Origin of the sequence: Streptomyces sp. NPDC041068 (assembly GCF_040647455.1) — a bacterium.
Lineage (GTDB): Bacteria > Actinomycetota > Actinomycetes > Streptomycetales > Streptomycetaceae > Streptomyces.
Genome location: NZ_JBEZCG010000006.1, coordinates 94,509 through 109,632 on the forward strand (window position 1 = coordinate 94,509; position 15,124 = coordinate 109,632).

Sequence of the window (15,124 nt, forward strand, 5' to 3'; positions counted from 1 at the left end):
ACCCCACCACATGGGGCTCAAGACCTTCGGGCGTGCAGCAGGAGGATCGAGGCCGCGCCCGGCACGGCGCAGGCCAGCCGGTCCAGGGCGCGCAGCGGGCGCGGCACGCCGTGGAAGGGCGCGCCGGACAGACGGACGACGTCGAAGCCGCAGGCCGTGACGAACTCCCGCAGGGCGCGGGCCGTGTAGAGCCGCAGATGGCCCACGACCTCCTTGCCGGGGCGGCCGTGGATGCCGCGCAGGCTCACCTCGGAGAAGACGGGCTGCACGCCGGCCAGGAGCAGGCCGCGGTTGTACCAGGCGGCGAGGTTGGGCGTGGAGAGCATCAGGTGCCCCCCTGGCCTGAGGACCCTTCTGAGTTCGTCGAGCGCGCTGTCCGGGTCGACGAGGTGCTCGATGACCTCGCTGAACAGCACGGCGTCGGCCGCGCCGTCCGCGAACGGCAGGCCGCCGTCGGTGAGTTCGCCCCGTACGACGTACGGAAGCCGGGCGTGGGCGCGCTTGAGGGCGTCCTGCGACCAGTCCACGCCGATCACGCGGTGGCCCGCGAGGAGCGGGGCCGCGGTCGCCGCCGCCGTGCCGTCGCCGCAGCCGATGTCCAGGACGGTCGCGGTTCGGGCGGTGGCGGGGCCGAGCGCGGCCGCGAGGATGCGGGCCTGGCGCAGGCTGCGGGCGTCGCCGGACGCGACGGGGACGGCCGGGTCCTCGTAGAAGTCGCGCAGGCCCGTGGGTCGCTTGGGTGTGGTCGTCGCGGTGGTCACTTGGGCCCCTCGTGGGTTTCGTGGGGTTCGGTGTGCTCCGTCGCGTGCAGGTAGTGCTCGAACAGATCGCGCAGGTGGGCCCCGTCGCCGTGGCTGAGCAGCGTCTTCGACCAGCGCAGGGCCAGGTGGAGGCGGCCCGCCGTCGACGCCGTGGTCACGGTCAGACCGCGCGGGAGCCGGGCGGGCGCGGAGAACCACACCGCGTGCGCGCGGCCCGCCTCGCCGAAGTCCAGGGCGTACGGGACACGGCCGATGTTGCTCAGGAGCGTCGTCGACGTCCAGGGCGCGGCGGCCCTGCGCAGCCCGCGGGTGACGGCCGCGCGGAGGGTGACCGGCAGGACGGGGGCGGTCAACAAGGTTGCTCCGTGGCCCAGTTGGGGCCTGGCCAGGGACTTCAGGGCGCGGGTGCGGTCGGAGGTGCGGCGAAGGAGGTCACGGGTCGCTTCCGGAGTCCATTCCTCGCGCGTCAACTCATCCGCCCCGAAGGGGACTTCGACCAGGCGCGTGCCGTTGCCGATGGGCATGGTGGCGTCGCGGGGGCGGTCGTCGACGGGCATCGTGATGCGGAAGGGCCGCGGGCGCGCGCCGTGCTCGCGGTTCCAGTGGGCGATCATCAGCGCGGTGGCGACCATGAGTTGGTCGTTCACGGTGAACGGGGAGCCCTTGGGGCGGCGCGGCACGGGCAGCTCCGCGACCAGCATGCCGTTGCCGGGGGAGGGTTCAGGGGTGCCCTTGGCGACCCGGGCCGGGGGTGACCAGCCGGAGGGGACGTCGGTCGGGGGCGGCTCCTGCGCGCCCTTGCCGGGAGTGCTCGGTGTGCTCGGCGTACGGGTCGGGGGCGCGGCGGGGGAGTTGTCCTTCCCGCCGTACAGCTCGGCCGCGGTCGCGAGGACACGGAGACAGGCGGGGCCGTCGAGGGCGGTGTGGTTGATGGTGAGGAAGAGGACACTGCCGCTTCCGCTTCCTTTGCCGCTTCCATTTCCGCTTCCGCTGCCGTCGCCCTGATCCGCCGCCGCGGTCTCGGCCGCCACCACCTCCAGGCGGATCGGCGGCGAGGACGTGAGCGGCGGCGCCTCGGCCAGGGCCCGTTCGCGGGCCCGCTTGAGCGCGTCCGGTTCCGGGGCCGGGAACGTCACCACCTCGACGTCCGGGTCCTCGGTCAGCTCCCACTCGTAGCGGCGCCGGTACCAGGGCCCCCGCGCCTCCCGCATCAGGATGCGGGGGTGGCGGCGCAGGGCCTCGGTGAACGCTGCCCTCAGACGGTCCCGGTCGGGGGTGCCCGGCAGGTGCACCTCGATGTGCACGGTCTCCGGCTCCTCCTCCTGGAGGCAGTGCCGGGAGACCTCGTCGACGACGGGGAACGGCACGCGCGCAGGCGGCCTTCCGGGTCCTTCCGCGCGCCGTGCCGGATGTTCCAGTGCGGTCATCGCTGGGTGCCTTCTCCTGTCGTGAACGTCCGCCTGCGGCGGAAGCGGACCGTGGTCCTGCCCGGTGGCGCGGGCTCCGGCTGGGCCGCCGCGGGCCCCCGGGCCGAGACGGTCGGGCCCGCGTGACCCGCCTCCGGCGCGGCGCCCGGCGGGCCGTTCTCGCCGCGGTTGCGGCGCGGCAGCGGGGGCGCCTGGCCGCCCGGGTCGCGGTCCGGGCCGAGGGACGGCGTCGCGGGGTCGGGAGCGGGCTGCGCCGGTGGCTGCGGCGGCGGGTTGCCCGAGCCGTCGTCCAACGTAGCCGCGGTGCGCGGCGGTGTCTCCCGCACCGTCACCAGTGCCGCGAACAGGGCGATCAGGGCGAGGAGTTGAGCCGTGTGACCGAACGCCCCCTCGTCCGACTCGAAGGACCCGCCCGCGCCCGTCGCCGCGGCGATGCCCGCTCCCGCCATCGCGAGGAACGCGATCGGCACGAGGAGCGCGTGGCGGCGCCAGGCCAGCAGGGCGAGGGCGGGAACCAGGAGAGCGAACGGGCCCGCGACGGCCGCCGCCACCAGCGTGAGCGCCACCGTGCCGAGGACCGGGCCCGGCGCGGGCGGCGCGGGGGCGGCCGCGTCCGGGTTGGGCTCACGGCGCCGGAAGAGGACGAGACCGACCAGGGCGAGGACGCCGACACCGGCCAGGATCAGGCCGATCTCGTAGATCTGCGACGGCTCGTAGGTCAGCTTGACCGTGCCGCCCTCGCCCTTGGGCACGAGCCAGCCCTGCTGCCAGCCGTCGAGCCGCAGCGAGGTCAGCTCCTTGCCGTTCAGCGTCGCCTTCCAGCCGTCGTTCACGTTCTCGTACGTCGTCAGGTACGAGGCCGCTCCCGCGCCGACCGTCACCTCGCGGCGGTCGCCCAGCCAGTCCTTGATCTCCATCTCGCGCGAGGTCCTGTCGAGCGCGGCCGGGGTGCCGCGGGTGAGCGAGGCGTCCATGACGGCGAGCGGGCCCGCGTCGCCGGTCTCCACGCTGTGCGCGCCCGCGTCGAGCCGCACCGCGGTGTCCTTCGAGCCCTGTTGGCAGAGTGTGATCTCGATCGGGCGCCGGTCGGTGAGGTCCTGGACCCTGCCCTTGGCGCTCGTCTCGTACAGCTCGCCGTCGATCGACATCGTCGGGCCCTGGCCGCAGGGGAGCGAGAAGCGGTCCGAGGGGTCGGGCCGCGGCGTGCGGTACTTGTCGAGGGCCGGTACGTAGACCTCGGTCAGGCCCACGGGGAGTTGGAGGTCGTCGTCCGCCACCGGGTTGTGGACGGTCAGCGGAGCGGTCTCCGTGATGGTGATGTCCATCTCGTCGGTGGTGATCGGGGCGAAGCGCGCGTTGCCGTTCTCGTCGACGCCCGCGGTCGCGGCGCCGTCCGGCGAGCTGATCTCGATCTTCACCGGGCGGGTGGAAAGGCCGCCCGCCGCCGGCAGCACGATCTCGCCGACCGGCTGCTTGTCCGGCCACTTGAGGTGGATCACCGGACGGTTGTCGGTGCCCGCGATCCAGGCCGTCGTCAGATCGCCGTCCGTGAGATTGCGCGGCGACAGACCGATGCCCAGCTTGGCCGTGGAGTCCGCCGTCGCCACGATCTGCTGCCTCTGCTCGGGCGCCACCTCGTAGAGCAGCTCGTCCAGTTCGGCGCCCGGCACGGCCACCGCGCTCGCCTTGACCTGGTACTCGCCGTCGGCCGTCGTCGTGAAGCGGCGGTGCAGCCCGGACTCGGCGTTCACCGGCGAGAGGGCGCTCGGGTCGGAGGAGCGGTGCAGGGAGTAGGTGGTCGCCTCGGCGTCCGTGGTCTTCTCGGCGTCCGTCGGCAGCTGGAGGAGCTTGGTGATCCGTACGTCCGGGATGCTGATCTCCGAGAAGCCCGCACCCGTCAGGCCGGGCTTGGCCGTCTGGGTGTCCAGAATCGTGATCTTGATCCAACTCGACGCGCCCGCACGGGCCTTGATCCGCTGCGTCATGCCGTTCGGCTGCAGATCGCTGGTGACCCCGCCCCGCTCCGTCTCCACGCGCACCTTCGTGGGCGCGGAACGCACGCCGTCCTGCGGCAGCGGCGTGACACGGAAGGAGGCGGGCACCGTCACCTTCGAGTTGAACTCCGCCTTGATCCACTCGCCGTCCGCGGAACCGGCGTTGCCCTCGGCCCAGGCCGTCGCCGGGTTGCCGTCGAAGGCGTTCACCGGGTCGTACTGCGGCAGATGGAAGAGCCAGTTGCCGTAGGAGGACGCGGACACCTTCTTGGCGCCGCGCAGCTCCGCCGTCGTCTGGTGCTCGACGCCCTTGGTCGGCAGGATCTGGTGCGGCTTCTTGCCGGGCTCCTGGAGCGCGTCCTCGGCGTTGCGCTCGTCGCGCCCGTACGTGTACGACGTATTGGAGTTGACCAGGCCGAAGCGGGTGTCCGCGCGGCGCAGGCCGTCACCGACCGCCTCCAGGCCCGGCGTCCCGACGCCCGGGTGGTTGTCGCCCGTCAGGACGGTCGGCCGGTCCCGCATCGCCGGGTCGGCGGAGAGCGGGAGCAGCGACTCGGGGCCGCCGCTGACGACCGCCGTGTTCGACACCGGCTTCAGACCCGCCTGGCCGGGACGCTCGGCGCCTTCGCCGGGGGCGTAGATCTCCACCGCGCGCTGGCGCGGGTAGAGGCCCTCGACCTGGATGGGCGTGTCGTTCGGGATCTTCCCGTCGGTCGTCGTCGGACCGAAGCCCGTCACGCGGCGGAAGCCGGACTCCTCCAGGGTGCGCTTCACGGTCGCGGAGGGGACGTGGCCCACCTGATCCGGGTCGAGGTCATTGCGTACGACGACGTAGTAGAGCCCCGCACGCGTCAAGTAGTCCCGCAGGCCCGGCACTTCACCGCCGGTCATCAGTGCCTGCTCCACCGCGTCCATCGCGCGGCGGTTGCCCGGCGTGCCGAACGGCACGTAATCGCGCTGCGCCCACCGCGAGTCGGCGAGCACGTCGAGGGGCTGGTCGATGGGCGAGCCCCAGGTGTAGATGCCGTGCGCGGTCGCGGGGACGACCAGGGCGCGCGAGTCGGGGGAGTACTTCTCCAGCCAGTCGGCCGTCGTCTGCCAGTACGTCGGCAGCTTCTGGAACGAACCCGGCTGCAGGATCGAGCCGTTGAGATACGGCCAGAGCAGACCGGGGAGCACCAGGACCGCCGCGATCAGCGGCGCGTACCTGCGGCCGCGCACCGGCCGCGCGCCGCGCGCCTGCGCCGCCACGCCCACCAGGTGCATCAGACCGAATACCAGCGCGAGGGCGAGCCCCGCCTGGAACTTGTAGATGTTGCGGAACGGCACGAGCCAGCCGTTCAGCCAGGACTGCACCGTCTCGTGGAAGGGTGCCCCGAACGCGCCGCCGTACCCGGCGAGCGTGATCAGTACGACCGACAGCACGGTGAGCACCAGCCAGCGCCGCTCCGGCAGGTCCCGGCGCGCCAGACCCGCGAGACCGAGCCCCGCGGCCAGCGCGGAACACACGATCGTCACGACGGCCGTCGCCACCGTCCAGCCCGCGGGCAGCCACGCCTCACCGAAGTTCAGGTACGCCACCCAGTTCCCGGCGCCGCGCAAGGTCTCGGTGGCCGACATCGTGCCGGTGGTGGTGGCCGAATTCTCCACGTACGGAAGGAAGTTCTCGCCGTAGAAGCCGAGCATCAGCAGCGGTACGACCCACCACGCGGTCGCCAGGATCACGCCCGGCACCCACCACATGAGCAGCTTCCGCTTGCGCGGGCCGTTCGGGCGCGACAGCAGATACAGGGCCACCGGAAGCAGTGAGGCCAGCGTCGACGCCGCGTTCACCCCGCCCATGAACGGAATGATCAGCGCCGAACGGCAGGCGGCCAGGCGCGCGCTGATCCGCTCGTTCAGAAGCGGCAGCAGCACCCACGGCAGGACCGCGCCGGGCAGCGCCGCCGCCGACGTCGACCCGACGACCACGGTGAACGTCGGCCACAGCGCGTACACCACCGCGCCGAGCAGCCGGCTGGGACGGCTGCCGATGCCCAGGCGCTCGGCCAGGCGCAGGGCGCCCCAGAAGGCCGCCGCCACGATCAGCGAGAACCACAGCCGCTCGGCCAGCCACACCGGCAGCTGCACCAGCTTGGCCAGGCCGTAGAACGGCAGCATCGGGAACGCATAGCCGACGTACTGGTCCTGGATTCCGCCGAAACCGCCCCTGTCGTGCCACAACTGGCCCAGGTCGGAGAGGAACTGCCAGGGATCGACGGCGACACCGAGCTTGGTGTCGAACGTCATCCGCCCCGGTTTCACCGCGCAGAACAGCACGAACACCACGGCCCAGAACCCCAGCAGCCAGCGCCGCGAACGCGGCCCCCGCGAGGGTTCAGGGGCTTCGGTCGTGGGCCGTACGGCCGCCGGGGGTGGGGCCTGGACCGTGGTCATGGACACCGCCTGAGGATGAGGAGGAGATTCCAGGTCGCGAACTCGCGCACACCCGGCACCTTGGTGATCGCCCCGGCCCAAAACGGCCAGTAGCGCGAGCGGGCCGACACGACGGTCACGTCGTCGCGGGCCCGCACCTGGCGCAGGGTCGTCCCGACGTGGTGCGCGAAGAGGTTCTCGCCGAGCGTGTGCTTCGCGGCCCTTCCGGTACGTCGTTCATAGCGGGCGCGGCCGCGCTCGGCGCCCAGGTAGTGCCAGGGCGCCCACTCGTGACCGCCCCAGGGGGAGAGCCAGTTGGTGAACGAGACATACATCAGCCCGCCGGGCCTGGTGACCCGGACCATCTCGCTCAGGAACGTCTGGGGATCGTCCACGTGCTCCAGGACGTTCGAGGAGAACGTGACGTCGGCGACGCCGTCCGCCAGGGGCAGCAGATAGCCGTCGGCCACGACCGAGCCCTGCGGGGGCCCCGCCCCCAGCTCGGCCGGGTCCGGCTCGAAGAGGAAGCTCTGCGCCCCGCGCCGCCGGAACTCCTCGGTGAAGTAGCCGCCCCCGCCGCCGATGTCGACGACGACGCGGCCCTTCACCGGTACGTACGCCTCGACCTGGTCGGCGGCGTCCCGGGCGAGGAGGGTGTAGCAGCGCTCGGGCTCCCGCTGCTCGCGCAGGAAGGCCCGGAAGAGGGTGGCGGAACGGCGCAGCGACGGGTCCTTCACACAGACCCCTGGGACATCGGGTCCCCGAGGGGCGCGTGGTGAGCGGCGACCGCCTCGGCCGCCACCGCCTCCGCGGCCACCGCCTGGAACTGCCGCACGGTGTTGGCCCAGCGGAACTGCGCGGCCCGTTCGCCCGCGGCCTTGCCGAGGGCCCTGCGGCGCTCGGCGCTCAGCGCCAGGGTGCACCAGGCGGCGGCGAAGGAGCTCTCGCCCCGGGCCAGGAGCCCGGTCGCGCCGTCCTCGATGGAGTCACGGACGCCGGGGACGTCGAAGCCGATCGAGGGCGTCGAACGCGTCGCCGCCTCCGTGATGACGAGCCCCCAGCCCTCCACGGCCGACGGATGCAGCAGCATCCAGGCCTCGCAGAGCAGCCGGTGCTTCTCGGCCTCGGAGACATGACCTCTGAACTCGACGCCAGGGCCTGCCAGTTGCTCCAGGCGCTGCCGCTCCGGCCCGTCGCCCACGATCACGAGCCGGCCGCCCGTGACGGGTCTGACGCGCTCCCACAGCCGCAGCAGCAGATCGATCCGCTTGTACTCGACGAGCCGGCCCATCGCGAGGAACAGGGGCTCGTCCGAGCGGGGGTGCAGCGGGCCCGGCTCCTCGACGCCGTTGTGCACGATCCGGATGCGCTCGCGCTCGACGCCGATCGCCCGCAGCGCCGTGGCCGTCGACGGCGAGACGGCCACGAGCAGATTGCCGCGCTGGGCGCCCGAGAGGGCCCAGTGCTCAAGTCTTCGGCCGAGCCGGGCCGCGGGGGCGAGCGCGCCCTGGAAGCGCATCCCCCACAGATCGGTGTGGACGTGGTTGACCAGACAGAGGGTGGGCCCGCGGTGCCACAGCGGCGCCAGGTACGGCATGCCGTTGCAGACCTCGACGAGCAGGTCGCAGTCACCGACCTGCCGCGCGAACGCGGAGCGCGCCCGCAGGTAGTGGCCCAGGTCGCCGCCCGCGGACACCACGCGGTAGTCGCGGTACGCGGCCGGTCCTCCGCACAGCAGAGTGACCTGGTGGCCCAGCTTGCTGAGCCCGTCGGCGAGTCGGTCGACGAGGAGTTCGGAGCCGCCCGCGGCCGGATTGCCGAGGTCGCGGTGGGCGAGGAAGACGATCCGGCGCGGCTGTGGGGGAGGCGCCGGAAGCCGCTCCGCGCGCCGTGGGGCGGCCGCGCGCAGCGAGGACGGTACGTGCTGGGGCATGCGTGCTCCAACTCGTCTCAGGGTGCGGAACTGTGGGGGCTGGCTTGCGGAGGTGCTGTGCTCGGCCTGTGCGGGGGCGGTGCGAGGACTGTGCGGGGGTGGGGCTGGACAGTTTTCGCCGCCCGGAACCGCGCGGCTACTCACCGAAGTGACAATTTCCGGGCTTTCCGGAGCTGACGTCTCATCACATCGTGGTGGGCTGCAGGGCCGTCGGTGACGTATCAGGATTCGGACTGCCCGGCTCCGCCGATTCATCGCGCCGTCCCCGCCCGTTCGCCCCGTCGTCACGACGCCCTCGTACGACGAGCACGATTCCCGCCACCGCGAGTACCCCGCCCAGCGCGGCCGCACCGACCGGAAGCGTCTCGCCGACCAGTTCCAGACGGCTGTTGTCGTCCTTTGCGAGCTTGACCTGGGCCTTCTGCGTGGCCGGGGTGAACGCGATCCGCTCGCTGTCGAGCAGCACCGTCGCGTCCTTGTCCGAGCCCGGCGCGCGCAGCGTCTTGCGGGGGCCGATCGCGGCGTAGATGATCCGGCCGGTGCGCTGGTCGGCGACCAGCTCGACGCCGTGGTTGGCGTAGTACTCGTCGGCCATCACCTGGCTCTTCCTCGGCTGCCCGACGAGCCGTCCCGGCACCTGACGCGTGCCCGTCCTGGTCGCCTTCACGGTGCCGGTGAAGCGGAGTCCCTCGTACCCCTGGATCTTCTTCGTGCCCCGGTAGGTCAGCGGCACGGTGGCGCCCAGCGTGGGGTCCCACCAGCGGTAGGACCGCTTCTCCACGTCGAAGGGAAACTTCAGATAGGCCTCGCCCTCGAAGTACGGCTCCTCGCCGCAGCAGTGCACCGGCGCGTTCGTCTCCCGGTCGGTGACCCAGCGCTCGAGGGTCCACTGGAGCGAGTCGTGCGGGTCGGCCGCGGGCAGCGACTTGTCCGGGTCGATGGACGTGGACACGTCCCAGACCGCGCGCCCGCTGTCCTCGCTGTCGGCCACGTCGCCGCGCACCTGCCGGGTGACGGTGAGGTTCTGGTCGCGGACCGTCTTGATCTTCTCGGTGTCGAAATAACTTCCCTTGCCCTTGAAGACGGTGGTGATGTCGATATCGACGGGCGTGCGTTTCGCGCGTGGCTCGACGTACCAGGCCAGCATCGGTGCGAGGACCAGAAGAAACGCGCCAAGACCGAGAAGGATCAGCGAGAGCGGAGAAGCCGTGCGGCGCATGGGGGTCACTCCTGGGCTGAGGGCGGGAGAAGTGTTACCGAGCCGTATGGGCCGGGAACCGTAGGCGCACCCTTGACGAGGTGTCAATGCATTGCCGACACTGGGCACTCGCCGGACGGGGCCGGCGTGGACTGTGCGACCAGCGACTTCATGGCGAGAGCCGCTCGACCATGACCAGGGACCGCGTGACCGGGGTGGGGACGACCTCCGACAGAGAGGCTGACCCTCGCAATGCACCGACTGCTCGCCGCATCACTCACCGTCGCCGCCGGGGCGCTCCTCGCCGTGGGCGCGTCGCTCGGCATCGTCGCCCTCCTCAACGCCACGCCCGACCAGCCGAATACACCGCTGGTGCATTACGAGACGCCTGCGCGGGGGCAGTGAGTGACTGTGGCTGCCACGCGTACGCAGGCCTCTGACGACTGGATGTCGGACGACCGGTTGTCGGACGACCGGTTGTCCGAGGACCAGTTGTCCGAGGGCCGGTTGTCTGAGGACCAGTTGTCCGACGACCGGACTTCTGATGACCGCATGTCCGACGACCTGACGGCTGGTGACCGGGCGATGTCCGACGACCGGACCTCCGACCACCGCTCCGCCTGGCGCGACGTCCCCCCGCACCAGGTACGGCAGTTCGCCGCCCTCGCCCTGGAGGAGGTCCCCGCGCTCGCGCAGGACATCCTGCGGGAGATCCGCGCCGAGTACCCCGGGCTGCCCGTCGTGCTCGACGACTCGGGCGAGCCGATGGCGTTGATCGGGATCCGCCGCGCCCTGGAGGGGTTCGTCCAGCAACTGGCGTCCCAGGAGGGGCGGCCGCGCTATCACCTGGAGGTCTTCCAGGAGTTCGGCCGCGGCGAGGGTCTGCACGGGCGCAGCCTCGACTCGCTCCAGGCGATCTACCGCCTCGGGGTACGTCTCGCCTGGCGCCGCCTCGCCGAGATCGGCCAGCAGATCGAGATCCCGCCGCCTGCCATGTACGAACTCGCCGAGTCGGGCTTCGAGTACCTGGACGGGCTCGTCGACCAGTCCGTACGCGGATACGCGGAGGCCGCGGCCCGTGAGGCGGGCGAACGGCTGCGGTTGCAGCGGAAGTTGATGGAGCTGCTGCTCACGGACCGCCGCCCCGACACCGGCAGCGGCGGCCCGGCAGCGTCAGGGCCCGGCTCGGGATCGTCGTCCGGCTCCGGTTCCGGATCCGGGGCCCTCGGCAACGGACTCGGCGAGCGCGCCGCCCGGGTCGGCTGGCAGCTGCCCGAACGCGTCGCCGTGGGCGTCCTGTTGCGCCCCGCCAGGGAGTCCGTCGCCCCGGCCGTGGGGCAGGGCGTGCTGCTCGACATGGAGGCCGAACAGCCCCGCATGGTCGTGCCCGACCCCGACGCGGCCGGACGCCCCGAGCTCCTGCGCCGTGCCATGGCGGGATGGTCGGGAGCCATCGGACCGCCCGTGCCCCTCGCCGACGCCGCCAAGTCGCTGCGCTGGGCCGAGGCCGCGGTGCGCCTGATGGAGCGCGGTCTGCTGCCCTCCGGTGAAGTGCTGCACTGCACCGAGCACACCGAGGCCCTGGTGCTCCTGCAGCCCGAGGAGCTCATCGAGGACCTGTCCCGCCGCTGCCTCGCGCCCCTGGACCACTGCGGCCCCGCCCACGGGCGCCGCCTCGCCGAGACCCTCCTGGCCTGGCTGGAGACGCGCGGCGGCGCCCCCGAGGTGGCCGCCCGCCTCGGGGTGCACCCCCAGACCGTCCGTTACCGCCTCCGCCAGATCAGGGATCTCTGGGGCGACGAGATAGACGACCCCGACCGCCGCTTCGAGCTGGAACTGGTGCTCAGGGCACGGCGGTTGAGGGGGCAGCTGGGCAGGGCGTAGCAGGGCCCGGCCCGTTCCCCCCCCAGGGGGTGCGGGTCAGTAGCACTGCCAGGTGAACAGCGCACGCTCGAAGCGGAGTTCGGCCAGGTCGGCCGGGCGTATCAGCCAGTACAGGCAGCCCGTGTCGCCCCACATCATGTCCGCCGTGTCGTCCGACTCGAACTGGGCCAGCTGCACCCACTGGTCCATCTCGTCCCCGAGGCGGGGATCGTGCCAGTCCGTCCCGGGGCCGAGCGCCGCGCGTGCCACCTCCAGTTCGACCGGGCCCTGCACGGACTGCGGGGTGCCGCCGAGCTGGTGCCCCGCCGCGTCGTCGTAGTCGAGCAGGGCGTCGGCGAACTCGGCGGAGCACAGCGGGTGTTCGTACTCCTCCAGGAGCTCGCCCTCCGGCGCGACCACCCGCTGGATCTGCGGATGCGTGGGTTCCGCCACCGTCAGGATCACGCGCGCGGCGAGCGGCACATGCGGGTAGGGGTCGAGGCCCGCAGGCGTGGCCCGCTCGGTGACGGGAACCCCCGCGGGCACGTGGACGACACGGGCGCCGTCCCATGTCTCGGGGTCGCCGACGTCCACCAGGGCGTCCCCGTCGTCCAGTTGGCCGTCGAAGTGGAAGAAGGCCAGTGTGCCGCTCGTGGGGAACGGTATGTCCAGCGCGTCCGCGGGCAGCGCCGCGCAGTCGACCGAGGCGACGAACGACAGCGGGCCGAACCCCTCCCACACCGGCCATTCCACGTCCGCGGGGAGCCGGGGCTCGCCGCCCAACTGCCCCACCACCGCGTCGTCTCCGCCGGCCCCGGCGAGCCGGATGCCGGGCCGCAGCAGCCCCAGCCACTGCTCGGCCGCGTCGGAGGGAAGGTGGGCGTGGGCAAGGGCGTGCAGCGCGCCCGAGAGGTTCTGCGTCATGCCCCGATCATGCCTCCTGCCACTGACAACTCCCGCCGTGCACGCCCTTCGCCACGGACAACGCCCGCCGCGCCGGAGCTTTTGATTCCGCACACAACTTTCACAGCGGCGGCTTCCGCTGTTACCGGCGGTGCACCTAGCCTCCATGCCTCATGGACTACTGCCACCCGTGCCGCAGGCACCTCAACGGCGCCCTCGCCTGCCCGGGGTGCGGTACCCCGGCCGAAGCCTGCCGGGAGTACGCGCAGTCCGTCGCCGCGCGGGAGGAGCCCGACGGGTACGACGACGCGTACGAGGACGAGTCCCCGCGCACCGGTGGCCGCTCCCGCCGCAGGGAGCGCGGCCGCAGGGCGCACCGCCGCAAGCGCCGCAGGATCCTGCTCGTCACCGCGGGCCTCGCGCTCGCGGCGGGCGGCCTGAGCCTCGCCGAACTGGGCACGGAGGGCCCGTCGGAGGAGCCGACGGCCGCCGCCGCGCCGGACGGCGACGCGGCCCGGACTCCGTCCGCGCAGGAGGCGCAGGACCCGGAGGGCGGCACCTCCGACGGCACGGCGGCCGCGGAGCAGGCGGCCGCGTCGGCCTCCGCGACGCAGGCCGAGGCCGAGGCCGAGGACAAGGGCAAGGTCAAGGGCAAGGACAAAGACGGCAAGGAGAAGGGGCGCGAGGGGAAGAAGGCGCGGGAGAGCGAAGAGGCGGGCGGCGAGGGGGAGTCGGACGAAAGGCCCGGCCCCTCGTCCCCCACCGAGTCGGCCCCGCAGGGCGACTCGCCAGGCCCGTCCCGCCCCACGTCACCCCCACCCGCCTCGGAGAAGCCACAGCCGACCCGGCCTCCCGAGCCGTCCCCGACCGAGACGTGCGACCGCTTCCTGTGGTGGTGCACGTAACGGACGGTTGGCGGTGCACGTAACGCACGGTCGGGCCGCGTCCCGAAGGGGCGCGGGGAACTGCGCGACCAGCCACGAAGTACCCGCGGACGGAATGCCGGCAAGGAGCTTCCCCCCCCCGCCTCTACCGCCCCGCCCCTACTCCACCTCACCCAGCATCCTGCGCAGCAGCCCTCGCAGGGACAGCCTCTCCTCGCGCGACAGCTCCGCCAGCGGCTCCCGCGCGAAGTTCAGCGATTCCCGCAGGCTCCGGGCGACCCGGACGCCCTCGGCCGTGGGCGCCGCCAGCTTCACGCGCCGGTCGGCGGGGTCGGGCCGCCGCTCGACGAGGCCGCGCGCCTCCAGGCGGTCGACGATGCCCGTGATGTTCGACGGCTCGCACTTCATCTTCCGCGCCACGAGCCGCATCGGCATCGGTTCGAGCGAGAGCAGCCCGAGGACACGGGCCTGCGCCCCGGTCAGCGCGTGCTCGGCGGCCGCCTCCTCGTACTCCTCGTGGTAGCGCCCCACGACCGTGCCGATGAGCTCGACGACTTCGAGAGTCAGCGGATCGATGTTCGTCATGGTCACCAGGCTACCCATTTACTTGACATTCTTAAATATTGAGGAGCATGGTTGTTTCAGAACCTGAAGTATTTCTGAGGCACCAGGAGGACGCCCCTATGTCCGTCACCCCCGAGCAGCTCCCCTCCGTCAGCCGTGAATGGCACCTCGTGCGGCGCCCGGAAGGCTGGCCGGTCCCGGAGGACTTCGCCCTGCGCGAGGTTCCCGTCACCGCCCCGGCCGAGCGGCACGTCCTGGTCCGCAACCTCCACTTCTCCGTGGACCCGTACATGCGGGGCCGGATGAACGACGTGAAGTCGTACATCCCGCCGTTCCAGCTCGAGAACCCCATGGACGGCGGCGCGGTCGGCGAGGTCGTCGCGTCGAACGCCGAGGGCTTCGCGGTGGGCGACCACGTCCTGCACTTCGGGGGCTGGCGCGAGTACGCCACCGTCCCCGCCCGGCAGGCCACGAAGGTGGACCCGCAGGCCGCGCCCCTCTCCGCCTACCTCGGCGTGCTCGGCATGACGGGCCTCACGGCGTACGCGGGACTGCTCGAGGTGGCCTCCTTCAAGGAGGGCGACTCCGTCTTCGTCTCCGGTGCGGCCGGTGCCGTCGGCAGCCAGGTCGGCCAGATCGCGAAGCTGAAGGGCGCCTCGCGCGTCGTCGGCTCGGCGGGCTCGGACGACAAGGTGAAGCTGCTCGTCGAGGAGTACGGCTTCGACGCGGCCTTCAACTACAAGGACGCGAAGCCCGTCGTCGAGCAGCTCAAGGAGGCCGCGCCCGGCGGCATCGACGTCTACTTCGACAACGTCGGCGGTGAGCACCTGGAGGCCGCCATCAGCCGCATGAACGTGCACGGCCGCGCCACCATCTGCGGCATGATCGCCGGCTACAACGACACCGAGCCGACCCCGGGCCCGACCAACCTCGCCATGGTCATCGGCAAGCGCCTGCGGCTGCAGGGCATGCTCGTGGGCGACCACGAGGCGCTGCAGCCCGAGTTCGTGCGCGAGGTCGGCGCCTGGGTGCGCTCCGGCGAGCTCAAGTACCGCGAGACGGTCGTCGAGGGCGTCGAGAACGGCGTCGAGGCATTCCTCGGCATGCTCCGCGGCGAGAACACGGGAAAGATGATCGTCTCCCTCGCCTGAGACGGCCCTGTCGTCGATCTTCCGGCATCCG

The 15,124-nt window shown here is 72.3% G+C and carries 12 protein-coding genes; 4 read left to right on the top strand and 8 right to left on the bottom strand.

The genetic code is table 11. The annotated features are described in order from the left end of the window. Positions 1-17: 17 nt before the first annotated feature. The 6 genes from AB0B50_RS15205 to AB0B50_RS15230 form a co-directional block, all read right to left on the bottom strand. The gene (locus AB0B50_RS15205; RefSeq protein WP_362330650.1) at positions 18-761 is read right to left on the bottom strand and encodes a class I SAM-dependent methyltransferase; all 744 of its coding nucleotides are present in this window, start codon (positions 759-761) and stop codon (positions 18-20) included. Next, complete coding sequence (locus AB0B50_RS15210; RefSeq protein ID WP_362330653.1) at positions 758-2,188, bottom strand: condensation protein; 1,431 nt, start codon at positions 2,186-2,188, stop codon at positions 758-760. The genes AB0B50_RS15205 and AB0B50_RS15210 overlap by 4 nt, the downstream gene beginning before the upstream one ends. Continuing rightward, a complete protein-coding gene (locus AB0B50_RS15215; protein ID WP_362330656.1) occupies positions 2,185-6,618 on the bottom strand; it encodes an alpha-(1->3)-arabinofuranosyltransferase in 4,434 nt (1,477 codons plus the stop codon). Before AB0B50_RS15215 ends, AB0B50_RS15210 begins: the two co-directional genes overlap by 4 nt. After that, entirely contained in the window at positions 6,615-7,334 is a 720-nt protein-coding gene (locus AB0B50_RS15220; RefSeq protein WP_362330659.1) for a class I SAM-dependent methyltransferase, read from the bottom strand. The genes AB0B50_RS15215 and AB0B50_RS15220 overlap by 4 nt, the downstream gene beginning before the upstream one ends. Further along, positions 7,331-8,530 (bottom strand): glycosyltransferase family 4 protein, encoded by a 1,200-nt coding sequence (locus AB0B50_RS15225; protein WP_362330661.1) that lies wholly within the window; start codon positions 8,528-8,530, stop codon positions 7,331-7,333. The genes AB0B50_RS15220 and AB0B50_RS15225 overlap by 4 nt, the downstream gene beginning before the upstream one ends. A gap of 184 nt (positions 8,531-8,714) precedes the next feature. Then, a complete protein-coding gene (locus AB0B50_RS15230) occupies positions 8,715-9,749 on the bottom strand; it encodes a DUF3068 domain-containing protein (RefSeq protein WP_362330664.1) in 1,035 nt (344 codons plus the stop codon). Positions 9,750-9,980: 231 nt separating this feature from the next. Between AB0B50_RS15230 and AB0B50_RS15235 the strand changes: the two genes are divergently transcribed. Both AB0B50_RS15235 and AB0B50_RS15240 read left to right on the top strand, forming a co-directional pair. After that, the gene (locus tag AB0B50_RS15235) at positions 9,981-10,133 is read left to right on the top strand and encodes a hypothetical protein (protein WP_362330667.1); all 153 of its coding nucleotides are present in this window, start codon (positions 9,981-9,983) and stop codon (positions 10,131-10,133) included. A 180-nt stretch (positions 10,134-10,313) separates the two neighbouring features. Further along, positions 10,314-11,612 (top strand): helix-turn-helix domain-containing protein, encoded by a 1,299-nt coding sequence (locus AB0B50_RS15240; RefSeq protein ID WP_362331592.1) that lies wholly within the window; start codon positions 10,314-10,316, stop codon positions 11,610-11,612. A 36-nt stretch (positions 11,613-11,648) separates the two neighbouring features. On the opposite strand, the gene AB0B50_RS15245 is transcribed toward AB0B50_RS15240, so the two are convergent. Then, complete coding sequence (locus AB0B50_RS15245) at positions 11,649-12,515, bottom strand: YwqG family protein (RefSeq protein WP_362330670.1); 867 nt, start codon at positions 12,513-12,515, stop codon at positions 11,649-11,651. 152 nt (positions 12,516-12,667) lie between these two features. Between AB0B50_RS15245 and AB0B50_RS15250 the strand changes: the two genes are divergently transcribed. Next, complete coding sequence (locus AB0B50_RS15250) at positions 12,668-13,399, top strand: hypothetical protein (RefSeq protein ID WP_362330673.1); 732 nt, start codon at positions 12,668-12,670, stop codon at positions 13,397-13,399. 138 nt (positions 13,400-13,537) lie between these two features. On the opposite strand, the gene AB0B50_RS15255 is transcribed toward AB0B50_RS15250, so the two are convergent. Beyond that, positions 13,538-13,963, bottom strand: a complete 426-nt coding sequence (locus tag AB0B50_RS15255) for a MarR family transcriptional regulator (RefSeq protein ID WP_362330675.1) — start codon at positions 13,961-13,963, stop codon at positions 13,538-13,540. A 98-nt stretch (positions 13,964-14,061) separates the two neighbouring features. On the opposite strand from AB0B50_RS15255, the gene AB0B50_RS15260 reads away from it, so the two are divergent. Next, complete coding sequence (locus tag AB0B50_RS15260) at positions 14,062-15,093, top strand: NADP-dependent oxidoreductase (protein ID WP_362330678.1); 1,032 nt, start codon at positions 14,062-14,064, stop codon at positions 15,091-15,093. The last annotated feature ends 31 nt before the right edge of the window (positions 15,094-15,124 follow it).